The sequence below is a fragment of the Pseudomonas sp. JS3066 genome (assembly GCF_036328175.1).
Lineage (GTDB): Bacteria > Pseudomonadota > Gammaproteobacteria > Pseudomonadales > Pseudomonadaceae > Metapseudomonas.
The window spans coordinates 3769925-3795118 of the sequence record NZ_CP143312.1; the positions used below are offsets into that span (position 1 = coordinate 3769925).

At 63.1% G+C, this 25194-nt stretch carries 15 protein-coding genes; 7 read left to right on the forward strand and 8 right to left on the reverse strand.

All coding sequences use genetic code 11. The features are described 5' to 3' along the window. Positions 1-484 precede the first annotated feature (484 nt). A complete protein-coding gene (locus SA496_RS17835) occupies positions 485-11170 on the reverse strand; it encodes a peroxidase family protein (protein ID WP_330114224.1) in 10686 nt (3561 codons plus the stop codon). An 818-nt stretch (positions 11171-11988) separates the two neighbouring features. After that, complete coding sequence (locus SA496_RS17840) at positions 11989-13053, reverse strand: sigma-54 interaction domain-containing protein (RefSeq protein WP_330114225.1); 1065 nt, start codon at positions 13051-13053, stop codon at positions 11989-11991. Positions 13054-13336: 283 nt separating this feature from the next. On the opposite strand from SA496_RS17840, the gene msuE reads away from it, so the two are divergent. From msuE to SA496_RS17860, 4 genes are all read left to right on the forward strand, one after another. Then, a complete protein-coding gene (gene msuE / locus SA496_RS17845; protein WP_330114226.1) occupies positions 13337-13900 on the forward strand; it encodes an FMN reductase in 564 nt (187 codons plus the stop codon). A gap of 10 nt (positions 13901-13910) precedes the next feature. Continuing rightward, the gene (gene ssuD / locus SA496_RS17850; protein WP_120649880.1) at positions 13911-15059 is read left to right on the forward strand and encodes an FMNH2-dependent alkanesulfonate monooxygenase; all 1149 of its coding nucleotides are present in this window, start codon (positions 13911-13913) and stop codon (positions 15057-15059) included. 69 nt (positions 15060-15128) lie between these two features. After that, a complete protein-coding gene (locus tag SA496_RS17855) occupies positions 15129-16313 on the forward strand; it encodes an acyl-CoA dehydrogenase family protein (protein WP_330114227.1) in 1185 nt (394 codons plus the stop codon). Further along, positions 16310-17431: a sigma-54 interaction domain-containing protein gene (locus tag SA496_RS17860; RefSeq protein ID WP_330114228.1), complete on the forward strand. Its 1122-nt coding sequence runs from the start codon at positions 16310-16312 to the stop codon at positions 17429-17431. Before SA496_RS17855 ends, SA496_RS17860 begins: the two co-directional genes overlap by 4 nt. A 4-nt stretch (positions 17432-17435) precedes the next feature. On the opposite strand, the gene SA496_RS17865 is transcribed toward SA496_RS17860, so the two are convergent. Continuing rightward, the gene (locus SA496_RS17865; protein ID WP_120649877.1) at positions 17436-17858 is read right to left on the reverse strand and encodes a hypothetical protein; all 423 of its coding nucleotides are present in this window, start codon (positions 17856-17858) and stop codon (positions 17436-17438) included. After that, positions 17858-18934, reverse strand: coding sequence for a hypothetical protein (locus tag SA496_RS17870; protein WP_330114229.1), 1077 nt, complete (start codon positions 18932-18934; stop codon positions 17858-17860). The genes SA496_RS17865 and SA496_RS17870 overlap by 1 nt, the downstream gene beginning before the upstream one ends. Before the next feature lie 607 nt (positions 18935-19541). Here SA496_RS17870 and SA496_RS17875 point away from each other — a divergent pair. After that, positions 19542-19721 (forward strand): hypothetical protein, encoded by a 180-nt coding sequence (locus tag SA496_RS17875; RefSeq protein WP_120649875.1) that lies wholly within the window; start codon positions 19542-19544, stop codon positions 19719-19721. A gap of 19 nt (positions 19722-19740) precedes the next feature. On the opposite strand, the gene SA496_RS17880 is transcribed toward SA496_RS17875, so the two are convergent. Both SA496_RS17880 and SA496_RS17885 read right to left on the reverse strand, forming a co-directional pair. Then, positions 19741-20211 carry a hypothetical protein gene (locus tag SA496_RS17880; protein ID WP_330114230.1) on the reverse strand — a complete coding sequence of 157 codons (471 nt, stop codon included), beginning with the start codon at positions 20209-20211 and terminating at the stop codon, positions 19741-19743. After that, positions 20208-21065 carry a winged helix-turn-helix domain-containing protein gene (locus SA496_RS17885; protein ID WP_120649873.1) on the reverse strand — a complete coding sequence of 286 codons (858 nt, stop codon included), beginning with the start codon at positions 21063-21065 and terminating at the stop codon, positions 20208-20210. Before SA496_RS17885 ends, SA496_RS17880 begins: the two co-directional genes overlap by 4 nt. A 285-nt stretch (positions 21066-21350) precedes the next feature. On the opposite strand from SA496_RS17885, the gene SA496_RS17890 reads away from it, so the two are divergent. Further along, entirely contained in the window at positions 21351-22028 is a 678-nt protein-coding gene (locus SA496_RS17890) for a DUF3313 domain-containing protein (protein ID WP_330114231.1), read from the forward strand. A 40-nt stretch (positions 22029-22068) separates the two neighbouring features. After that, positions 22069-22569 carry an outer membrane beta-barrel protein gene (locus SA496_RS17895; RefSeq protein WP_120649871.1) on the forward strand — a complete coding sequence of 167 codons (501 nt, stop codon included), beginning with the start codon at positions 22069-22071 and terminating at the stop codon, positions 22567-22569. A 55-nt stretch (positions 22570-22624) separates the two neighbouring features. Here SA496_RS17895 and SA496_RS17900 read toward each other — a convergent pair whose 3' ends face one another. After that, the gene (locus tag SA496_RS17900) at positions 22625-24136 is read right to left on the reverse strand and encodes a transglycosylase SLT domain-containing protein (RefSeq protein WP_120649870.1); all 1512 of its coding nucleotides are present in this window, start codon (positions 24134-24136) and stop codon (positions 22625-22627) included. Positions 24137-24234: 98 nt separating this feature from the next. After that, complete coding sequence (locus SA496_RS17905) at positions 24235-25194, reverse strand: HlyD family secretion protein (RefSeq protein WP_120649869.1); 960 nt, start codon at positions 25192-25194, stop codon at positions 24235-24237.

Consider the following 25194-nt stretch of genomic DNA (forward strand, 5'->3'; position numbering starts at 1 on the left):
CAAAAAACAGTCATGCTCGTTCACACCCTGACTAAAGCCCCGGCCCCAGGCACTGTCAATAAAACGTCAGTATGTGTTTCTAAATGTAAAAACACATTAAGCTAATGATTTAAAAGGATTAGTTGACTAATTAAAGTGCGCCAAGTGCATTCAACATGCGGCTGCACTCTTCCAACGGTCCTGGCACGCTCTTCTCCTGACAGCTAGAAGTGGCGTTCTAGAGCGGCTGCTGGTCGTATTCCCACTTATCAGCGGATTACAACCGTTGACTCAAGTGGGAAATCCGGGCAATTCAGAGGCATCTTTCTTGCTTGTTAATGGACATCAAGTTTATTTGATCGCCAAGAAACCGGCGACACTTGCCAGGCGGGCCGAATGTGCCGGAATAGAGCGGCTCAAGGTTTAAATAAAACATGAAAAAAGGGGAAAGCACTGGGTGCTTTCCCCTTTTCTGATTACTGCAGCGGGCGTGTCGGCTGCCTCCTCAGCTGACGATGAAGTCCGCTTGGGTCACGGTGGTGGCATCCGCCACGCCCACCAGGGTGATGCTGTTGGCCCCGATGGTGACCTGGGTATCCGCCCCGACATCGGCGATCACCACGTTGGCCGCGAAGGTCGCCGCAGTGATGCCCAGCGCCGTCACGTCCATGCGATCCTGGCCGCCTGCCGGGTTGGCATCGAAGTCCAGGATGCGGTCCTGGCCGAAACCCGCCGCGAACTGGAACACGTCGTTGCCCGCGCCGCCGATAAGGATGTCGTTGCCGGCACCACCGCGCAGGGCGTCGTTGCCGCCGCCGCCGTTCAGGGTATCGACACCACCACCACCGATCAGGGTGTTGCTCAACCCGTTGCCGTTGCCCACGAAGGCCGCGTTGCCCGCACGCACCAGGATCTCCACGTTGGCCCCCAGCGTGTAGCTGGCCAGGGTGGTCCACACCGCATCCATGCCACCACCAAGCGCCTCGGTGACGATGTCGTTGACGCTGTCCACCTCATAGGTGTCGTTACCCTGGCCGCCGGTCATGGCGTCGTTGCCGGTGCCACCGATCAGCACATCGTTGCCCAGGCCAGACTCCAGCACATCGTTGCCGGCGCCACCGTTCAGCGTGTCGTTACCGCCCGCCGAACGCATGAAGTTCCCCAGCCCGTTACCAGCACCGCTGAAGTTGCCACCGCCGTTGTAGATCAGCGCTTCGACGTTGGCGCCCAGGGTGTAGCTGGCCAGCGTGGTCCACACCGCATCGAAGCCGGTATCGCTGCCTTCGATCACGCTGTCCCCCACACTGTCCACCTCGTAGGTATCGCTGCCGGTGCCGCCCGACATGCTGTCGTTGCCCGTCCCGCCGCGCAGCACGTCATTGCCGGCCCCGGATTCGAGGATGTCATCCCCACCGCCGCCGTTCAGGCTGTCGTTGCCGCTGTCGCTGGTCAGGCGGTTCGCCAAGCCGTTGCCGGTACCGGTGAAGTTGGTGACCCCGACATACACCAGGTTCTCCACGTTGGCCCCCAGGGTGTAGCTCGCCACCAGCGAGCGCACCGTGTCGGTTCCGGCGCCCGCGTCCTCGTTCACCACATCCCCGGCACTGTCCACCTCGTACAAGTCATTGCCGGTACCACCGGACATGTTGTCGTTGCCGGTACCACCGATCAGTTGGTCATCACCGGCACCACTCACCAGCACGTCGTTGCCCGCACCGCCATTGAGGATGTCGTTGCCCCCAACCGAACGCAGCAGGTTGCCCAGAGCGTTGCCGGTACCACTGAAGTTGCCGGCACCGTTGTAGATCAGGGCCTCCAGGTTGGCCCCCAGGGTGTAGTTGGCCAGCGTGGTCCACACCGCGTCGAAGCCTGGTTCGTTACCTTCGATTACCGTATCCAGCGCGTTGTCGACCTCGAAGGTGTCGTTGCCGGCGCCCCCGGTCATGCTGTCCGCACCGGTACCGCCGCGCAGTACGTCATCTCCGGCACCACCATCCAGGGTATCGTTGCCGGCCAGGCCATTGAGCTGATCGTTGCCGCCACCGCCGTTGGCCACATCATCACCGGCCGTGCCGTTGAAGATATCCGCCCCCGGACCGCCATTGAACAGAGCCCCGACCACCGCTGTTGCCGCCGAGTTCACCGTATTGAGGAAGCCCTGGTCATCGGTGTAGGTGGTCACCACCCGCAGGAACCGCCCAACCTCGGCCACACCCGGCGTGAAGTTGGCGGTACTGGCACCGGCGATATTGGTGAAGGTCACCCCGTTGAGCGACGACTGCCACTGGAAGCTGAACACCGAGGTGGTCGTACCATCCGCATCGGCGATGGTGTCAATGCTCGCCGTCAGCAACTGGCCTTGCAGCGGCGTGGTGTCGCTGATCACCGGTGCACCCGTCGGCGCATCGTTGACCTGCGTGGCCGATACCAGATCGGTCACGTTCGACAGCACGGTCTCCAGCACGCCGTTAGCGTCCTTGTAGATGGCCATCACCCGCAGGGCCAGGCCAGCCAGATCCTCGGTGACGCGGAACGTCCGGCCGGTGGCGCGGGATGCCTCACCGGCGGCGATGAAGACGATGTCTTCGAAGATGCCCGAGCCCGCGACGGTTTCCACCTGCCAGTAGTAGGACACCGGACCGGTGATGGTGCCACCGACATTGTCGGCATCGGTGACGCCGGCCAGGGATGCGGTCAGCAACGAGCCAACCTCAGGCGTACCGTCGCTGATGCTCACGGCGCCCACCGGAAGGGCATCGGTGCCCGACAGATCGATGATCCCGTCGGTGAACTGCAGCCGCTCGATGCTGGTGAGGCGGTCGACGCCATCACGACCAGCCACCAGGTCGGTCACCGTCACAGAGCCGTCCAGGTTGGTGACGAAGTCGTACTCTGACGAAAGGCCCCGATAGGCCGCCGTATCCAGCGCCGCATCGCCCTGCAGGATCTCCCGCACGATCACCAGTTGCCCCGGGTTGTAGGTGCCCCTGACCATCAGCGGCACCATCTCGGCCATGCTGTTGAAGCTGGCGATTTCCGGGCCTGAGCCGTCCAGGTTCTGACGTACGCTGATGCGCACGTTCAGCCACTTGTCGCCATCGATCAGGTCATCGCCGCCGCGCCCCATGAGGATATCGCTGCCGCTGCCGCCGAGGATGATGTTGCCGCCGTCGAAGAAGGTGACCCCGGCGCCGAGGAACTCCTGCAGACCCGAGATCAGCGCGATGTTGGTCAGCACGCTGCCCTTGGCTCCAGCTGTCGGCAGCGTAGTGGCATCGGAGTCGTCGCCGCTGATCACATCACCGAAGGCGGAGCCTGACAGGCCTTCGACGAAGTCGAAGCGAGCCAGCACAGAAGCGCCCGATCCCGGTAGTTGCGGCTGATCGAAGAAGCGGTCGCTGATGTCGATCGTGACGCCGCGCGAGTCGTTCTTGAAGGTCGCCCAGTCGTAGCCTGAAGCACCGATGTAGCGATCACCCAGGCCGGCGCTGCCGACCATGATGTCGTCACCGCCCTCGGCGTTGAACTTGTCGCCCTCGCCTCTGCCGACATAGACGTCGTTGCCCGCGATCGGGTCGTTGCCGGCCGGATCGAAGTTGTCGCCAGGGGCGCCGTCCGAGGTACCGGCTTCCAGCCAGTCGTCCCCTTCGTTACCCATGTCCTGCTCGTTGGCCTTGGAGCCCAGGATGAAGTCGTTGCCCTGTCCACCGAAGGCCTCACTGGCGTCTTCACCGGTGATGATGAAGTCGTTGCCAAAACCACCGAGGATCAGGTTGACGCCATTGCCGCCCTGGATCACGTCGTTGCCGTTGTCACCCTTGATGTTGTCGTCGCCACCCACGTCCGTGATGATGTCGTCGCCGTCGCCACCATTGATGAAGTCATTGCCGTACCCACCATCCAGGCGGTCGTTGCCGCCGTCGCCATAGAGGGTGTCGTCACCCTCGCTGGAGCGCAGGATGTCGTTGCCGGCGCTACCGCCCAGCACCACATGGTCGGGTCCGCGGTACAACAGGTAGTTGGTATCGGCCCCGGGAGTGTCCGGGTTGTCGCGACTAACCAGTGGCAGCAGCGGGTTGTCACCCAGCGGGTCGGAGTTGCCGGCGATGCCGTCGGCGCCCACCACATCGTCCAGCGTGCCCTGGATGCCATCGAGCCCTGCATCGTTGAGGCCGGTGTGCTGCAGCAACGGATTGACTTCAAGGGTGAAGGCCGGGGTCAGGAAGACCACGCCCGGCAGGTGAGTGGCAGCAGTGTTGGCCATGATCAGCTTGGCGAACGAGTTGCCTTCCAGCTCGGCGTTGAAGTTCAGGCCGGCGGTGCGCTCCAGGTAGTAGAAGCGGTCACCGTCCTGTAGTTTCTCCAGCTGGTTCTCGAACACGAAGTTGAAGGTCGAGCCCAGCATGCCGCCGAACGGCATGATCTTCTCGGCCAGGCCACCAATCCAGAAGTCCACCAGGTTCAGGCCGGTTTCCACGCCGGTCCAGGTACCCGTGCCATTGAGGAAGTCCAGCCGGTCGGCCGGGGCGGTAGCGCCACCCAGGACAATCGCGGTGGCGGCGGCACGCTTGTCGGCCAGGGTGGTCGCCCCGGTGATGTCCAGGTGTGTGCCGTAAGCCGCGATGAAGTTGATCAGCGATTCCGGATGCTTCAGGTGCATCACCATGTCGGCCCAACTGACGTAGGGCTTCAGATTGGAGTCGCCGGTGGCTTCGTAGAACGAGGCCCGGGCATGGTTGAGACTCGGCACGCCGGTGTCGCGTCCACGGGCGATGTTCAGCGCGGCGAGGTCGAGTGGCAGGCCCACCAGGTTGTTGCGCAGGGCCTCGGTGACGAACTCGTCGATCTCGTTACCCACGGTGCGGGTCACGCCGCGGACGATGGCGCTGGTGGCGTCTTCCGGGGTCAGCCCGCTAGCCGCATAGGCCAGGGGGTTGAGGAAGGCCGCGATCAGGCCCAGTTGCTGGTCGTTGGTCGGGTGCAGCGGATCGGCCGTGACCGGGTTGAAGTTGGCGTCGAAGCGATCCACCGTCTCGGTCAGCATCGAGTGGCCGAAGCGGTAAACCGTGTGGGCAAACTCGGCGACGATCGACGGATCGAGGTTGATGTCATAGACCTGGGTCGGCGCGAAGAACGGGTCGACGTTGGGCTGGATGGTCCGCGCGAACTCTTCGAACACCAGGTGCTGGTACTGCATCTCGGTGCCGAACTTGGCGGTCTGGAACAGCCGCTCGCCGTTCCACTGCAGTGCGGCTATCTCGGCCGGAGTGGTCGGGAAGTTAGTGACCGGGCTCAGCAGCCACTCGTTGATGAAGGCCACGTCATTGCTGGCCAGCACCGTGCTCTTGGTCTGTTCCACCAGGCGGTTGTGCTCGGAGTGGAAGATCGCGTGCACGGCGGTCAGGCCGATGTTCTCGTTGACCCGGCCGTCACCGGCCATGTAATGCGCATCCAGCAGGTCACCGTCGTAGGTGCCAGCCGGCTGGGGAACGCCGGCCTGGCTGTTGATCACGCCGTCGTTGTCGCGGACCAGCCCCGGTGCTGCCGACGGGTCGGCGGCGTGAGCGATGTCGATGAGGAACTGGTGCCCGGTACCGACAGCACCGGCCAGGCTGATCCCGAGGCCGCCGTTGGCGGCCGGATTGCCTTCCAGCAGCACGTCATCAGGGGTACCCGGCAGACCGTCCGGACCGACGAAAACCACCATCGGGAAGCCGTTCGGCCCCTTGATGAAGTTGCCGTAGTCATCGGTGGCCAGCAGCGGCACGTCGAACACATTGGCGTCGGTCAGGTTGATCCCGAGCACGTCGCGAGCTTGTGCCTTGACCACCGCCCAGGTGGCCATGCCGCCGATTTCCACATCGTCGGTGGTGCCGAACTGACCGTCAGCCCCCAGATTTCGGTTGGTGATCAGATCACCAGTGGCCACCGGACCATTGGCCGTCATCACATACTCGCGCAGGAACACCTGATGCGATGGATGCGAGCTGTAGGTCTGGTTCTGGTCAACGAAGGGTGAGGTGGTGTTCATGGATTCGCGCGTATCGTCGGCCGTACCGAGGATGCCGTCGGCGCCGGGCCCCGCCACCTGGGTGGCACGGGTCAGGACCATGAAGTTGGTCGGACTGCCGACAACAAAGCGTGGGTCGTCCGGTTGCAGCGGAATGAACACCGTGCCGCTGCCGCCCTTGGTCACCAGATCCAGACCATGGTCGAAGAACTGCCCGAAGAAGGTCATCCAGGCGTTGAACGGCGCGGTCAGGCCAGCATCCGGGCTAACGTTGGGGACGAAGTTCACCTGCTGGTCATCAGCGGTGCCGAACAAGCCATCCAGGCCGGGGCTGGTCACCAGTGTGGAGCCATCGGTACCTGCCGCGGCAGCTACCGCCGCCGGGTTGTTGCTGGTCTGGTCGACGATCAGGTTGCTGATGGTGCGCGGGTCACTGTCCACCACGTTCGTAGCAGAGTCGTAGTTGGTGTTGGTGATGCCGTTGAAGGCAGCCTCGTCCTGCTCGTTGGTATATTCCGCCGGCAGCAGCCGGGGGAACGCGTTGTCGGCGGCGCCGAATTGGCTCTGATCGAAGCCGGAGAAGTTCAGCAGGTTGTTGAACTCACCAGTTACGGTACGCAGGCCGGCCGACGCGCGCACGTTGGGCACCAGGGACAGCAAGTCGGCACCATTGGCGTGAGCTTCGGCAATGCGGATCTGGTTGAGGATGAAGTCCAGGTCCGAACGCACCAGTTGTACACCGGCCCCGCTGGCGGTGATCGCCGGCCCCGGATCGACAGCTGTGGTGGGCGGCGGTGGAGTGAAGGGATCGACCGCAACCGAGGGCGCGGAAAACACCTGCTCGGTCACCCCATTAGCATCGGCGTAGAGACCTTTCACCCGGATTACCAGTCCGGCCAGGTCCGGAGTGATGCGGAAGCGGATGCCGTTGGCACTCTGGAAGGCCAGGTCGCCCGCAGGAGCGGCGATGATGTCCTCGAACACACCGGTACCGGGATTGCGTTCCACCTGCCAGACGTAGGTGACGTCAGTGATGCCGCCGCCGGGGTTGTCAGCGTCGTTGACGCCGGCCGCGGACACGCTGAGGAAGTCACCGACCTGCAGCGATCCGCCATTGGTATCGGTGATGGTCAGGGAGCCCGTCGGTTCAGCATTAAGTCCCGGCACCAGCACCTGGGTGTCATCGGAGAACCGGATGCGCTCGATGTTGGTCAGTCGGTCGATGCCATCACGACCGGCCACCGAATCGGTCACGGTGAAGGAGCCGTCGGCGTTGGCCACCACCGAATACTCACTTGCCAGGCCTTGGTAGTTGGCGGTATCGAAGTCCGCACCACCATTGAGCAGTTCACGCACCGCCACCAGCTGGCCGGGGTTGTAGGTGCGGTTCAGCATCAGCGGAATCAGGTCCACCATGCTGTCGAATGTAGCGATCTCGGGCCCCGTGCCGTCGAGGTTCTGGCGCACGCTGATGCGCACGTTCAGCCACAGGTCGCCATCGATCAAGTCGTTGCCGCCGCGGCCCTCGATGATGTCGCTGCCACCGCCGCCGAGGATGATATTGCCGCCGACGAAGGTGTCCACCAGATCGTCTGCGGTACCTAGGATGGCATCCGCGCCTACCGAGGCCTGATCGCCGAGGAAGGCCCGCAGGCCGGTGACCAGGTCCAGGTTGGTCAGCGCGCCACCGGTGGCGCCACCATGGTTGATGATGGTGGTCGGGTCCACGTCGTCACCACGCAGGATGTCGGCGAAGTCAGAACCGGACAGGCCTTCCACTTCGGCGAAACGGTCGAAGATGGAGGCCGGCGACTGCGCCACGGGGAAGGCAATGTGGTCGCCCACCTCACCGATGCCGAGGAAGGCCGCCAGGGACAGGTCGACGGTTACGCCGATGTTGTCGTTCTTGTAAGTGACCCAGTCATAGCCGGACATGCCGTCCATCTTGTCCTGGGCATCGCTGCCCACGAAGATGTCGTCGCCGCCCTCCCCGATCATCTCGTCGAAGCCGCCGCCGCCGATGAACACATCGTTGCCGATGATGTTGTCAGCCAGCAGGGGCGCAAAGTTGTCGCCAGGCGCACCGTCCTGGGTACCCCACTCGATCCAGTCGTCGCCCTCGTTGCCAGTGGGTGGCAGGCTTGTCTTGGCGCTGTAGATAAAGTCGTCGCCCTGGCCACCGAAGGTGGTGGACATGTCTTCGATGGTGACGATGAAGTCCTTGCCGCTGCCACCGAGGATCAGATTGCCAACGCCTCCGGCCATCATGCTGCCAACATGGATCACATCGTTGCCGTCGCCGCCTTCCATGCGGTTGTCGCCGCCGGCGTCAGTGATGATGTCGTCGCCGGCCCCGCCCATCACGGTGTCGTTGCCATAGCCGCCTTCGAGCACGTCATTGCCACCATCACCGTAGAGGGTGTCATCGCCCTCGCTGGAAATGATGATGTCATCGCCAGCCGTGCCGCCGAGCACCACGTGGTCCGGACCGGTGTAGCGCAAGTAGTTGGTTTCCACAGCGGCGGTATTGGGATCGTCCCGGATCACCAGGGGGGTGATCTCCACGCCGTTGATGAGGATGCCGCCGGTGGGGTCATCACGGCCACCAACTCCCAACCCCGTGTGCTGAACAGCCTGGTTGACTTCCAGGGTCCAGGTCGGCGTGGTGAAGATCGCATTGGGCAGGTGGGTGACGTCGGTGTTGAGCATCACCAGCTTGGCAAAGGAGTTGTTCTCCAGCTCGGTGCCAAAGTGCATCCCCGCGGTACGCGACAGGTAGTAGAAGCGGTCACCGTCCTGCAGGGCTTCCAACTGGGTCTCGAAGACGAAGTTGAAGGTGGAGCCCAGCATGCCACCGAAGGGCATTTTCTCCTCGGCCAGGCCACCGATCCAGAAGTCCACATTGTCCAGGCCGGTAATGGTCACGCCGTTGGCGCCGCTGGCCCAGGCGCCGGTGCTGTGCAGGAAGTCCAGGCGGTCAGTCGGCTCACCGGCACCGCCCAGCACCAGCAAGGTTGCGGCCGCGCGCTTGTCTGCCAGGGTGGTGGCGCCTGTGATGCTGACGTGGGTGCCGTAGGCCGCAATGAAGTTGATCAGCGACTCCATGTGCTTGAGGTGATCGGCAAAGTCCACCCAACTGGTATAGGGGGTCAGTTGCTCGTCGCCAGTCATGTGATAGAACTCGCGGCGTGCTGCGTTCAGCGACGGAATACCGGCGTCGCGGCCACGAGCGATGTTCAGTGCCGCCAGGTCAAGCGGCAGGCCCACCAGGTTATTGCGCAGGGCCTCAGTGACGAACTCATCGATCTCATTGCCCACGGTGCGGGTCAGGCCACGCACGATCGCACCGGCCGCTTGTTCGGCGCTCGGGCCGCTGGCGGCATAGGCCAATGGGTTGAGGAAGGCGGCGATGAGGCCGATCTGCTGGTCGTTGGTCGGGTGCAGAGGATCGACCGTGACCGGGTTGAAGTTCGGGTCGAAGCGGTCGATGGTCTCGGTCAGCATCGAGTGGCCGAAACGGTAAACCGTGTGGGCGAACTCGGCGACGATGGACGGATCAATGGTGGTGTCATAGCCGGACGGTGCCAGGAATCCATCCACCTGCGGCTGGATGGTCCGGGCGAATTCTTCGAACACCAGGTGCTGGTACTGCATTTCGGTGCCGAACTTGGCGGCCTGGAACAGACGCTCGCCGTTCCAGTCGAGGGTCGAGGTGTCGGCGGGGATGGTGACTACGGGCGTCAGCAGCCATTGATTGAGGACCGCCACATCACCGGAAGCCAGCAGTGTCGCCTTGGTCTGTTCCACCAGGCGGTTGTGCTCGGAGTGGAACACGTGGTGCACGGTGGTCAGGCCGATGTTCTCGTTGACCCGGCCGTCGCCAGCCATGTAGTGGGCATCGAGCAGTTCGCCGTCATAGGTACCGGCCGGCTGGACACCACCGATCACGCCGTTGTTGTCGCGCACCAGCCCAGCTGCGGCCGAGGGGTCGGCACTATGGGCGATGTCGATAAGGAACTGGTGGCCGGTGCCGACCGCATTGGTCAGGTCGATGGGCGCCAGCGGATTGCCTTCCACCAGGAAGTCGTCAGCGCTGCCGGCCAGGCCATCGGCCCCTTTCATGACGACTTGCGGGAAGCCGTTCGGGCCCTTGATGAAGTTGCCATAGGCATCGGTGGCCAGCAGCGGCACATCGAAGACGTTGGCGTCGGTCAGGTTGATCCCGAGGATGTCACGGGCCTGCGCCTTGACCACCGCCCAGGTGGCCATGCCGCCGATTTCCACGTCATCGGCGGTGCCGAACTCGCCGTCCGCCCCGAGGGCGCGGTTGGTGATCAGCTTGCCGGTGGCATGCGGCTGCCCATCGGCACCGATCTCGTAGGCACGCAGGAACACCTGGTGCGACGGATGCGAGCTGTAGGTCTGGTTCTGGTCAGCGAAGGGCGACGTGGTGTTCTGCTGCTCATGGATATCGTCGGCAGTACCCAGGATCCCATCTGCGCCCGGCAGCATGGTGGCGCGGGTCAGGACCATGAAGTTGGTCGGGCTGCCCACCACGAAGCGCGGGTCATCCGGTTGCAGCGGGATGAAGACGATGTCGTTGCCGCCTTTGGTGACCAGGTCCAGGCCGTGGTCGAAGAACTGCCCGAAGAAGGTCATCCACGCATTGAAGGGGGCGGACAGGCCGCCATCTGGCGCGACGTTGGGAATGAAGAAGGTCGGCGTGTCATCGCCCGTACCGAACAGCCCGTCGAGACCAGGGCTGGTCACGATCTGGGCGCCGTCCTTCAGCACATCGTCGGCGGTCCCGAAGGTCCCGTCCGGCCCCGGATCGAAGGCCGCCGCCACCACTGCAGGATTATTGGCGGTCTGGTCGACAATCAGGTTGCTGATCGTCCTCGGCTGGGAGTCGATCACCGTGCCCGTGGTCTGCGCGTAGGAAGTTCCTGCCTCCGCAGGCCGGAACACCGGGTCCAGCAGGCGCGGGAAAATGCTATCCGCAGCGCCGAACTGGGACTGGTCAGCGAACAGGTTGTTGAACGAGCCATCGATGGTGCGCAGGCCGAAAGGCACCTGCACGTTGGGTAGCAGGTCGCGAAGATCCTCCCCGGAAGCGTGTGCTTCGGCGATAAGAATCTGCTGGAGGATGAAATCCAGGTCCGCGAGGTTGAAATTGGCCATTTTGCTGATTCCTCACTTCCGACTGCGTAGGGGCGTGCGCCATGGCAGCAAGGTCATGCGCCACGCTTTCGACTTGACTTCGGGATTTGGGGGATTAGATGACGCCTACCTTGAAGCGACGCAGGTGCTAGCGCAGTTCATGCTCTTCAGCAGGAGGTTCTATCCCTGACGGTACCGGCGAAGTTGGCCGGCACCTGGGTCAATGACCCGGCGGGTCGTGATATTCGGAAAGATGAGAGGAAATGGGCGAAATCGCCCCTTGGGACAGGACTCGAAAGACAGTGCTCATGACGTTCTCCCTAGCTTTTATTGTTTCCCGGCTAAGGCTGCAGCGCCCTCACGATGCAGCTGCCTACGATGCGAAACAATTTCTTACACACCTGACTAAAGATTCGGCCAAAAACACTGTCAAGCGACCGTCGGAATGACCAATATCGCAACATTTACAACTCTAAGTTGTTGTTATTACGGCGCTTTACAATGAAATAAGTTCTTACAAAGATGCGAATACGTGGTACTTCGGGGCTATACCCACCCAATTCAGGGGCCATCACCAACCGCCGAAACCATTGATCTAGAGCCTTCCAATCAACAAACCTCCGTTAATCTGCTGTTTGCCACCGCCCGGAAGCCGCACGCCAAGACTTGCAAAATACGCGAATAGGTGAGTCAAAAAACCGTGCCTTGGCCTGAATCGGCAGCCGGGTTGGGCTTTGTGTAGGAGCGAGCTTGCTCGCGAAGGGGCGGCCCAGAAGGTTCGCGAGCCAGCTCGCTCCTACAGTCCGCTCGCGCCTCAGGATGAGGCGCGGGAGATGGGATCAGGCAACACGAACGCCGGGGGTGCGGCTGACAGCCTCCAGTTCGCCAATCTTCTCCAGCCGCGCGCGCACGATATTGCGGCTGATGCCCAGCAGCCTGGCGGTCTGCAACTGGTTGCCATGGCAGAAACGGTAGGCCGTGCGGAACAGCCGCTCCTCGATCCGCTCGTAGAGATCCGGCTGGTTTTCCTCGAACAGCGCCTCCAGCGCTGACTCGAGGCCGACGGGCTGAAGAGGCACTTCCTGGCGAATCGAGGACGGGCGCAGATCCACCAGTTGCAGATCGCCAGGTTGCACCTCGCGATTGCGACAAACCAGCAGGGCGTGGTGGATGGCGTTCTCCAGCTCGCGGATATTGCCCGGCCAGCTGTGGGCGAGCAGCTTGCGTGCAGCCTCTTCGCTCAGGCTGGCCGGGGTGTAGCCCAGGCGCCGGCAATGTTCTGCGAGGAAAAATTCCGCCAGGGGCAAGACATCGCCCTTGCGCTCGCGCAGCGGCGGAAGCTTGATGCTGGCCACGTGCAGCCGATAGAACAGGTCCTCGCGAAAGTGCCCGGCGACGACGGCGTCCGCCAGGTTCACGTTAGTCGCAGCCACCAGGCGCACATCGATGGGAATGGGCGTGCGCGAACCCAGCCGAACCACCTCCCGCTCCTGCAAAACACGCAACAGCTTCACCTGCATGTTCAGTGGCAGGTCGCCGATTTCGTCGAGGAACAACGTGCCGCCGTTGGCCGTTTCGAACCAACCGGCCTTGGCCAGGGTGGCGCCGGTAAAGGCGCCCTTCTCGTGACCGAACAACTCGCTTTCCACCAGGGTTTCGGCAAAGGCGCCGCAGTTCACCGCCACGAAGGGGCCACTGGCGCGGCGACTGAGATTATGGATATGACGGGCCACCAGCTCCTTGCCGGTACCGGTCTCGCCAATGATCAGCGCATTGGCCTCACTAGGCGCCAGGCGCTCGATGCGGCTGAGCAGTTCCTGGGAAGCCGGGTCCTTGAACACCAGCACAGTGGCCCGTACCGACTTGGTCAGTTCACGGGCATTGGGGAGCGTAAGCAGAGACATGGTGCATTCCTGGCAGCCGATAGCGCAGGCGGATGATGCACGAAACACATATAGATAAAAAAATTATTGATTGATATTTATATATTTCTTTTTCGAATATAAACCTTTCAACACGGCCGACGGAGTGTTGCCACAGCAACACTTCATCAGCACAACTGTTGCGCATTAATCAGAGAAAACCTGAAAAACAGCATTGAACTGCCCTGATTCAGCACACTTTACGTCTTGGTACGCCCCTTGCTCTGACCTGCTGCACACAGAGCAACATCACAAGGGATTCCCCATGACCAAGCCGATCAAAGTGGTCGCTGTCACCGGCAGCACCTTCCGTCCTTCCCGCACCCTGGTACTCACCCAGACCATCGTCGCCGAGCTGGGCAAACACCTGCCCATCCAGAGCCATCTGATCGAACTGGGTGATATCGCCCGCTCGGTAGGCGGCGCCCTGTCCCGCAAGGAACTGCCGGATACCGTCGAGCACGAACTGCGCGCCATCGAGAACGCCGACCTGCTGGTCGTGGCCACGCCGGTCTATCGCGGTACCTATCCGGGCCAGTTCAAGCACCTGTTCGACCTGATCGACCTCAATGCCCTGATCGATACCCCGGTGCTGCTCGCCGCCACCGGTGGCAGCGAGCGCCACGCGCTGGTCCTCGACCACCAGTTGCGTCCGCTGTTCAGTTTCTTCCAGTCGCTGACCCTGCCCATCGGCGTCTATGCCTCCGAGGCCGACTTCGACAACTACCAGATCGCCAGCGACGCACTGAAAGCCCGCATCCAGCTCGCCGCCGAGCGCGCCGCCCCCCTCTTCACCGGCGCTGCCGCCGACCTGCTGAAGATTGCCTGAAGGACCTGACATGAACGTTTTCTGGTTTCTCCCCACCCACGGCGATGGCCACTTCCTTGGTACCAGCCAGGGTGCCCGGCCGGTCTCGCTGCCCTACCTCAAACAGGTAGCGCAGGCCGCCGACAGCCTCGGTTACTACGGCGTGCTGATCCCCACTGGCCGCTCCTGCGAGGACTCCTGGGTGGTGGCCTCAGCCCTGGCGCCGCTGACCGAACGCCTGCGTTACCTGGTAGCGATTCGCCCTGGGATCATCTCCCCCACCGTGTCCGCGCGCATGGCCGCGACCCTCGACCGCCTTTCCGGCGGCCGTCTGCTGATCAACGTGGTCACTGGCGGTGACCCCGACGAGAACCGCGGTGACGGCATCCACCTGAGCCACGCCGAGCGCTATGAAGTCACCGACGAATTCCTGCGCATCTGGCGTCGCGTGTTGCAGGGAGAGTCGGTCGACTTCAAGGGCAAGCACATCCAGGTGGAGAACGCCAAGGCGCTCTACCCGCCGCTCCAGCAGCCCTACCCGCCGCTCTACTTCGGCGGCTCCTCCGACGCAGCCCATGACCTGGCTGGCGAGCAAGTGGACGTCTACCTGACCTGGGGCGAACCGCCGACAGCGGTGGCGAAGAAGATCGCCGATGTGCGCGAACGCGCCGCCCGCCACGGCCGCACGGTGAAGTTCGGCATCCGCCTGCACGTGATCGTTCGTGAAACCGCCGAAGCAGCCTGGCGAGCCGCCAGCAAGCTGATCGAGCACATCTCCGACGACACCATCACCGCCGCCCAGCAATCCTTCGCCCGCTTCGATTCCGAAGGCCAACGGCGCATGGCCGCGCTACACGGCGGCCGCCGCGACAACCTGGAAATCGCCCCCAACCTCTGGGCGGGCGTCGGCCTGGTGCGAGGTGGTGCGGGTACTGCCCTGGTAGGCGACCCGCAACAGGTGGCGGAGCGCATCAAGGAATACGCGGACCTCGGCATCGAGAGCTTCATTTTCTCCGGCTATCCGCACCTGGAAGAGGCCTACCGCTTCGCCGAGCTGGTGTTCCCGCTGCTGCCCGAGCCCTACGCGAGCCTGGCCGGACGCGGCGTGACCAACCTCACCGGCCCCTTCGGCGAAATGATTGCCAACGACGTGCTGCCCAAGACCGCCGCTGCGCGCTGAATCGCCCTTGCCCCTTCCCGGCGAAGGGGCGATTCAACGACAAGAAATCCACCTGAAGAGGTAATCCGCGTGAATGCCCCGCAGCATCTCACCCTCCCCACACCGCTGCAGATCGCCAGCGAGCTGGCGGCCGGCTTCGCCGAAACCGCGGCTGAACGCGACGCCCGTGGCGGCACGCCCAAGGCCGAGCGGGACGCCATCCGCCAAAGCGGCCTGCTGTCACTGATCATTCCCCAGGAACACGGCGGCCTGGGTCACGACTGGCAAACCACCCTGGAAGTGATACGTGAGTTCGCCCGCGTGGACAGTTCCATTGCCCATGTCTTCGGTTTCCAGCACCTGATGCTCGCCACAGTGAGATTGTTCTCCCGCGCCGAGCAATGGCAGCCCTGGTTCCTGCTCACCGCGCGCAACCGCTGGTTCTGGGGCAACGCCCTGAATCCGCTGGATACCCGCACCACGGTGAAGAAGTTCACTGGCTGGCGCGAGTTCTCCGGCAAGAAGAGCTTCTGCTCAGGCGCGCTGGATTCGCAGATGCTGATCGCCTCCGGCCTCGACGAAGAAAGCGGCAAGTTGCTGATCGCCGCGATCCCCACCGCACGCAGCGGCATCAGCCTGGCGGATGACTGGGACAACATGGGCCAGCGCCAGACCGACAGCGGCAGTGCCATCTTCGAGCGAGTGCGGGTCGAAGAAAACGAACTGCTGCTGGACCCGGGCCCCTTGAGCACGCCCTTCGCCTGCCTACGTCCGCTGATCGCGCAACTGATCTTCACCAACATCTACCTGGGCATCGCCGAAGGCTCCTTCGAGGACGCACGCGCCTACACCCTCAAGGAGGCGCGGCCCTGGTTCAAGTCGCCGGCCAGCCACATCGGCGAGGACCCCTACGTACTGGCTCACTACGGCGAGTTCTGGGTCGGACTGGAAGGTGTTCGCGCCCTGGTGCAACGGGCCTGCGCCCTGCTCGATGCCGCGTGGAACCAGGGTCCTGACCTCGGCGAAGCCCAGCGCGGCGAACTGGCACTGGCCATCGCCACAGCCAAGGTGGCCGCCACCCGCACCGGCCTCGACCTGTGCAGCCGCCTGTTCGAAGTCACCGGCGCACGCTCCACCCACGCGGCCCTGCGCCTGGACCGTCACTGGCGCAATCTGCGCACCCAGACCCTGCACGACCCGGTGGACTACAAGGTCCGCGAACTGGGTGAATGGGCCCTCAACCAGACTCTGCCGAAGCCGACCTTCTACTCATGAAAGCACCGCGCCAAGCCTCTTCCAGCCTGCTCACCCTGCCCCCCTCCCCAACTCTGGCCACGTCGGTCAGGGCCACCGCCCAGGTGTTCGAGGACCCCAGGTCCCAGTCCCTGTTGGCGCATCTCCAGCAGGTGGCGCCAAGCGAGGCCAGCGTGTTGATCATCGGCGAGACCGGCACCGGCAAGGAGCTGGTAGCGCGACACGTGCACAACCTCAGCGATCGCCGCGACGGCCCCTTTGTGGCGGTCAACTGCGGCGCATTCTCCGAATCCCTGGTGGAAGCCGAGTTGTTCGGCCATGAAAAAGGCGCCTTCACCGGCGCCCTGTCGGCCAAGGCCGGCTGGTTCGAAGCAGCCAATGGCGGCACCTTGTTCCTCGACGAGATCGGCGACCTGCCCATGCCGATCCAGGTCAAGTTGTTGCGCGTGCTTCAGGAGCGCGAAGTGGTGCGCCTGGGCTCACGCAAGAGCATTCCCATTGACGTGCGCGTACTGGCCGCGACCAACGTGCAGCTGGAAAAGGCCATCAACGCCGGGCATTTCCGTGAGGACCTCTACTACCGGCTCAACGTCGTCAGCCTGGAGCTCAGCCCGCTGCGCGAACGCCCCGGCGACATCCTGCCGTTGACCCGCCACTTCATCGACGAGTACAGCCGACGCCTCGGCTATGGCCGCAGCGAGCTCAGTCCGGACGCCGAACGCAAACTGCGCGGCTACTCCTGGCCTGGCAACATCCGCGAGCTGGAAAACGTCATTCACCACACCTTGCTGATCTGCCGCGACGGTGTGATCCAGGCAGCCGACCTGCACCTGTCCAACCTGCGCATCGACCGCCCGGAGGAACCGCGTGGAGCCGAAGGTGGTGCCGAGGCGCAGCTGCAACAGGCCTTCCAGCGCCTGTTTGAGGAACCTGCCTGCGACCTCCACCAGAAGGTCGAAGACGCGCTTCTGCGCGCGGCCTATCGCCACTGCCACTACAACCAGGTGCATACCGCCAACCTGCTGGGCCTCAGCCGCAACGTCACCCGCAGCCGGCTGATCGCCATCGGCGAACTGGTGGTGAGTCGGCGTGGCGCGCAGCGCATCGACGGCCAGCGCGAAGTGCAGCTGTCGGTCTGACCGCTCAGATCGGCTGCAACACGCCGACGGGCAGTGACTCCGGGGCATCGCATTCATCCTTGGCGGATGGGGAATCATCTTTGGTGCTGACCCGTTCGCCCTCGGCATCCAGGCCAATCACGCCCAGAACCCGGTAGCAATCGACATCGTCCTCCAGGGGAATGGCGAACAGCCGCACCGTTTCCGGCAGCGCGAAGCGGTGCACCTCCTCGCCAATGGCGACGCCATTGCGGTAGGCCTGCAGATGCAGTTCAGCAGCCACCGCATCACCTTCCTCGTCGCGGCTCAGCACACCGACGAGGCTGTCTTCTTCGTCTATGAACTGCTGCCAATGCCCGCGCAGGTGAACGTCCGCCGCGTGCGCCGGGTCGATTGCCAGCAGCCCGAGCAGGCAGCAGAGCACCAGATGACGGAAGTCGACGCGCATCAGCGGCTGCTCAGTTGACCGTAGCCTTCCGGTGTCGGCAGGCCGAGCCACTCCTGCCAGCGCTGCAGGTCGCCGCGCGCATTCTCGAACAGTGCGCCGGTCTGCATGTTGTCCAGGGACTTCAAGCAGTCCTCCAGCGCTGCATCCTCACTCAGGCAAGGATTGTCGGGTGGCAACTGGGTGCCCGCCAGGTAGGAAACCAGGAAGTAGGTCGCCGCGTTGTCGGAGGGGAAGATGTGTTTGCCGCCAGTTCGCAGCCAGCCGCGCAGGGCTTCGGTGAGGTTGTCTGCATAGGCCTTGGCGTCGGGGGTGAAATCGACTTCGGTGCAGTCCTTCAGATACAGGCTGCTGGCGCTGTCGTCGGTGACCTTGCCGAAGACGGTGCAGTAGAGATCCACGTATTTCCCTTCGACCAGCGGCTCGGAGTACTTGCGCGGATCGCTGTGGAGCTCCGCCTGCACATTGAACATTGGATTGGCGCCGGGCAGTTCCAGGACCACGTCATCGGCATAGTCGACCCGCACGCCCAGGACTTCCCCGGTGACGATGAGCTTGCGGCCCTTGAAGAACGGGTCCACCGCCTCCTCGTCACCTTCATAGAACTGTGCCAGGCGCGAGCTGGGCATGCGTTCCACCGGATTGACCATCGCCAGCTCGTTCAGCGCCGACTTCCCACCCGCCAGGGCGACCAGGTAATCCTGCTCCATGATGTGCCGAAAGAAATTCAGGGCCCCCGGATTCACCCCAGGATGGTCAACCGCTTCCTGGCGCGATGCGGCCTCGCCTTCCGTGTGAAAGCGCTGCGGCGCGGGAGCCCCGGCCAGTTCGCGGGTAGTGGTGGCGATGTGCACGCCCAGCAGGAAAAGCGGCACCGAGAGCAATACCACTGCGATGCTGCTGCCCCCTTTCCCGGTAAGGCTTTCGATTGCCCGCCAACAGGCGGGGCACAACCAGATCGCACCGCAGAGCATCAGCAATCCGCCGATGACGGAGTCGCGCATGACCCCGAACGACACGGCAACCAGGACCGAACAGACGATCCAGCAGATCAGCCGGATGACAGGTACGAACTTCATTCAACGCCCCTTCTCGTATCAAGACAGGCCCCGGATGCTCCGGGAAGGCGAGAGCCTCCCTCGGGTCGTCGACCTCGGGACGGGCGGATTCTTGGCGGGGGGATGGGGAAATCAAAATCAGCAATCTTCATTTGCCGTTAGCAGTACGTTGCCTGCGGATGGCAGGAGGCGCGGACGCGAGTGGAAACGGCTGAGCCAAGCCGCTTGCCGAATTCTGCTTATATTTCTGGTTTCGCTGCCCGGCGAGTCTCTTTTGGCAGTCGCCCCAAAAGAAACCAAAAGGGCTTGCCCCTGCATCCGGGTTCGGCTTCGCCGAACTCACCTCGCTCCATCGTTGCGCCGGGGGCACGGCGAGAGGGGGGGCGTCCCTCGCCGGCGCGAGTCACCCCTCTACCTATGGGAGAGGGGCCGGGGGTGAGGGCCGCCTCAGGCTGGCACGAGCACATTGAAGGCGAAGGCCCCAGAGAACTCGGCAAGCAGCTTCGCTCAGGACTTCCCGACAACACCTGACGCAGCATCTGCCCAGCCAATGAACATTTTTGATTCGCATCAGGCCTGTGCCGACTTCGAAAATCGACACCGTGACTACTTCAACGGAGTGCCTGAAATGCTGGTCCTGTGTCGCAACATCGGGGAAACCCTGGTCATCCAGAACACACCGGATACCCTCACTCGCATCAAGGTCGTTCGCACGGAGCGGCCCATGGTCATCCTGAGCGTGGAAACCCACACCCTGGACGGAAAGCTCAAGGAACGGACCGAGCTTCACCTGCCGGAAAGCGCCTGACAGGTGCAGGCGCCGGAACTCAACGGTTCAGACAACGGAAGTTATCGATCTCCCGCGCGTAGTAGCAGATCGCACCATCCGGTGCCGGCAGGAACTCCAGACGCATCGTCGCGCCAGTCGCCAGACCGTACTGACGACCGAACAGCACGTCGGGGATTTCACTCATCCGTTCCATCGGCCTGGCGCGGCTGGTCTGGGCCTTCTGCAAGCGGACATCGATGCTACGTGGCCCAAAGTGCAGGACGTCCGCCACCAGGGACGCGTAGTTGACCTCCGAGGCAACCCGCTCCATGGCCGCAAAACTCATCTTTTCGCCGATGATCAGCCGCTCCTCCAGGCGAATCCGTGCGCCATCGTTGAGCACGATGTCACTGGTGCCATGGTAGGAAACACCGAGCCTGTAGGCAGGACGGTCGAACACCAGGCCGGCTACGGCCAGCAAGGCCAGCCCGCCGAGGATGAAGGCGTGTTTGTAGCGGCGCAGCATCATGGCCAGCCCCTCATGCAGCGACGGACCATTTCCAGTTGCAGGTTGGCCATCTTGTTGTCCTCGAGAAAGATCAGGTTCTGCGTCGTGCCATCCGCACGCACGCAGGCCAGGTCGTAGAGCCGATTCGAGCGGTTGATCCAGATATGCCCGGCAAGGCCCTCCTCGCGGGTATCCAGCGCCAGCTTGAAAGCCTCGATAATCCTGGCGTTCTCCTCGGCGCTGTCGCCGGTGAAGTGGTAGGTCATGGGCCCTGCCGCCACGTCCTCGATCACCAGCTCCGACGCGACGTCATCGAAGATGCCCAGGCGATACAGCGCCACCAGGGCGAGCAGGCAGAACATCCCCGCATAGGCAGGCAGCAGCAGCTTTGGCGAGCGGAGCAGCCCTGCCAACCGACGCCGTGGCGCGGCAGGTGTCGCCCCCTCGGCAAGCGAGGTCCGCTGCGCGCCCCCACCCGCCAAAGCCTCCACGACGCCCGATACGGGCATCGATGCGGGTTCTGGCGTGGACTCGTCAGCGACCTGCTGTGCGTTGAATCGATAACCGCGGCGCGGGACGGTCTGAAGCAATTCGTGATCAGTGCCGTCTTCGATCAGGTTACGCAGGGTGAATATCGCCTGGTTCAGACTTCCGGCGGCAACCACACGATTGTCCCAAGCATATTCCATTATTTCGTTGCGACTCCGGGTCTCCCCCGGTTTATCCAGCAGAAGTTGCAACAATCGTGTTTCCGAATAGGAGAGTGTCACCGCGCGCGGCTCACCTAGATTCGAACTTATATGCAACTGATTGTTTGCGGCATCGAACAATACTGCGCCGCCACTTTTCAGGAAGAACTTGAACTGGTTTTTCATGAATCTTTTCTGAGTTTATAAATTTCATTAACCACAGGAGATGATGCGGATTGTCTCGCACATCGCCTTCCTGCTGCGCACCTCACGGCACAAATAACGATTTTTGATTCTTGTTCTGGCCGCCCGTAGCCCAGAGTAGAAGGGCGCCGGAAAGGGCGCGAAAGCAAAGCTTCGTGCGCTCTCCCCTTCAGGCGAACCACCCGAAGGCAAGGCGGATCGCCTTCCTGCCTGCAAATACGCAGCGCATCCGGCGGGCCGGTCGGCGCGCCTCCAACAGGAATCCCCATGCATATCAAAGAACTTTCCATCCTCACGCTTTCGATGGTCCTGTGCGGCTGTTCGATGGCTCCCTCCATCGACACGACCGACATATCTACACAACCTGCCAATGCGCCACTGCGCGTCATTGAAAGAGACGAAGGCACCATTGCCTGGAAGAAATATCCAGCACCCCTTTCAAGTGACCACGACAAGTCGGTATTCATCGACTTGCCCAAATCATTCGCCACTAACGGACAGGCATTGACTGAGTCCGACGCGGATATCAGCAAACTGCTCCGCCACTTCCGTGGCCAGCTGGAACGGCAACTGTCCTCAGCCGGCTATCGCCTGGTGGACCGGCCCACTCCAGGGGCCCTGTCGCTGCGCGTATCGATCTCCGATCTGAAGCGCAAACCCCGTGATCCAAACGTCACGGAGTACATCCCGATCGGCATGCTCATCGGCCTCTCGCTGCACGTCACCGGCGTGCGCGATGAAACCCTCTACGTGTTCTTCGAAAGCGAGGTCAGCGACGGCAGGAGCGGCGAAACCCTCGCTCGCGCTGTCGACCGGGCCAAAGGCCGGAACATCGGACAGTCCGACAAGCCCGTGGTCGAGGACATCTACCCCGCCCTCGACGCTTCCGCACTGCAGATTCGCGAACGCCTGGACCGAGAGTTCCAGCACAAGGGACCGGCCTGATCCCGCCCACTCCAATCCAACCAACCACACAGGACAAACGATGAAATTCGGCAAACAACTCGCAGCCGCCCTCCTGGCATTCAACTCCCTCAGCGCCATCGCGGATGACCGCGGCCTGTACCTGGGCGGCGGCGTGACCCGGGTGGAAATTGACGAACACACCCTCGGCGACGAAGACAACAGCTACAAGGCCTACGTCGGCTACCGCCTTAACCCCTACCTGGCGGTGGAAGGCGCCTGGGTCGACCTCGGCAGCTTCTCTGGCGAGCGTGGCGACTTCGATGGCCACTCCCTGCAAGCCGCCGCCCACTTCGGCGTGCCCGTAGGCGACCGTCTGCGCCTGTTCGCCAGCGCTGGCGTGCATGCCTGGGATGCCGACGAAGACACCGCTGGTGACAGCAGCGACCTGGACCTGACCTACGGCGTGGGCGTCGAGCTGGACGTGTTCCGCAACATCGGCGTGCGCCTGGAGCAGGAAGTCCTGAAGGTCGGCGACATCGAGCTGGACCAGACCAGCGCCAGCGCCTACCTGCTGTTCTGATTCCCCTCGCGGCTTCTGCCTCGGCAGCGAGCCGCTTTTTCCCAGGGGCTGCATCTCAGCCCCGTTTTTCCAGCCTGCCCAGCACGCTTTCCGATTGCATTTCCTCCCGCTCCTGGGCGAAGCGGTAGGCGACGTAGTACTTGTACACGTTGCTCACGTAATCGAGGGTCTCACGCCCCAACTCCCTGGCCGCCATTTTCTCCACATGGCCGTACCAACGATCCGGGTCGAGGCCGTTCTCCCGCGCCATGCGCCTGATCTTCTGCAGATTGCCAGGCCCCGCGTTGTACGCCGCCAGCAGCAGAAATATGCGGTTGTCCGAGGTCAGCGCCGGATCGTCGAGGTAGGTGTCGGCGAGAAATCGCAGGTATTTGCTGGCGGCTTCGACGTTCTTCTCCGCACTGCTGCCCACGCCTGAAACCCGAACGTTGGGGTCCGCCGCGGTGCTCGGCAGGACCTGCATCACCCCCACCGCCCCCCGGTTGCTGCGCGCACGCTGGTCAAACCTCGATTCGTGGAACGCCTGGGCCATCAGCATCAGCGGGTCCAGGCCATGGCGTTCGGCGGACTCGATGAAGGCCTGATTGAGGCGGCGAAAGCGGCGCAGCTCGTCGGCCGAAGCCGGCTCATCGAGGAAATGTCCGGCCGCCAGCCGGTCTCCATCCAGGGCCCGCACCAGACGGCTGTCGTGTTGCTGATCGTTGAAGAATGCCGCCAGTACGCCACGCAACTCGGGGTTGCCATTGCGCACGGCCCAGGCGTAGTGACCTCCCCAGGAAAATTCGAGGGGCTGGATCGCAATGCTGTCCAGGGTCGGCTTCCAGGCCCTTGCCACCCGCCGATCCACCACTGCAGCGGAAAGCGCACCGGCGTTCACCCGTTCCAGCAAAACCTCCGCCTCGATGCCTTCGGCCAGGGGCAACAGGCGGATCGGCGCCAGGCCACGCTCGCTGAGGCTCCGGCTCAGTTCCACCAGCCCCCAGAAGTCGTTGCTCAGCGCGGGTACCGCGACCTCCTTGCCGGCCAGGTCATCGAGGCTCGCAATGGTCTCGCCGGCCGGCCCGATCACCAGTACCGGCTCGGTACGGAACTCGCCGGACGCCATGACCACCTGCCCATCGAAACCTGCACGCTCGCCTTCCACCAGGCCACCTGCGGCAATGTCGCCGACACCGCGAATCAGGCTGGGCAGCAACTGGTCACGGCTTACCGGGATGAAGATCACGTGCCAGCGCGCACTCCCCTTCCGGCTCGGGTACCGCTGGTTGAGCCAACGCTCGAATGCCAGCCCGGTTTCGTGGCTCACGCCCTTCTGGCGACCCTGGTCGATGTGGAAGAAGGTGCGGCTGTAAGGGACCAGGATGCGGATGGTGCGGCGCTCACGGATGCACTCGAAGTCATCGGTTCGATTGGGCGGCGGAGCGGGCGCGAGCATGGTTGTCGCGATCGGCACGACTTCCTGCTGCATGGCTTCGGCCAGAGGCAGTACGCCCAGCAGCAGGCCGGCAGGCAGGGCGATCGCGCCCGGGAGCGAGCGCAGCAAGTTGCGCCCTGTTCGATTTGCCATGGGAGTTCCTGTGTTCGAATTCGGATCCGCCCCCGGCGCGCCCGTCGCTCCGCCCCCCGACAAGGGGCCCTGGGGCGGAAGGCAGCTGCAACGCTCAATCAATGGAAGGGGAAGATGTAATTCATCCAGGCCGCCATGCGCAGGAGGATCTTGCGCATCACCGCCACATGGTGGAAATGCTCGCTGTAGAGTGCCGCCTGGCCATAGGAACCGCCCGGCATCTGCGCCGCATACTTCGCGTAGTCCGGGTCGGTGATTTCGATGATCACCGGCACCCGGCCCGCGGGCGGCGCGCCAGTGAAGCTGAGCAAGGTACCCGACGGCTGCACCTGGCCTTCGCCAATCACCCCGATCACCTGCTTCACCTTGCCCTTGAACACCCGACCGGGAATCCCGTCGAAGGCCATTTCCGCCTCGTCGCCAGGAGTCAGGCGCAACTGGCTGTTCTGTCGCATCCAGGCGGCGAAGTAATGTCCCTCGTCCGGGATGAAGACCATGGACGGGCGCAGCGGCAACTTGGTCGCCATCATCCCCGGACGCAGCGAGACATGGGTGACGAAGCCTTTGCTGGGGGCACGAACCACAGTGTGGTCAAGGTCGAACTGGGCGATGTTCAGCTGCGCCTGCAGGTCGTCCACCCGCGCCGTGGTCAGATCCACGTCGCGGCGATTGCCGACGTTACGAGCAGCCAGTTCACGGGCACGGGTCTGGTCGGCGCGGGCCGACACCAATTGCGCCTTGATGGACTTCACCCGGTTCTCGAACGGCGTCGGGTCGATGCGGAACAACACATCGCCTTTCTCAAGCGGCTGGTTGGTCCTGACCGGGACCTCCACCACCTGCCCATTCACAGTTGGAATCACCGGGGTCGACACGAAATAGCTGCGCGCCACTTCCGAGTATGGGTGGTTGTAGTTCATCAGGAAGATCAGCGTACCGATCAGCACCACGCCGCCCAGCGCGGCGGTGGGCACGCTCCATTTGTTCAGCGGGATCTTGAAGACCTTGAAGATGGCGACGCAGATGGCCGTGTAGGTAAGGATCAGCAACAGGTCCAT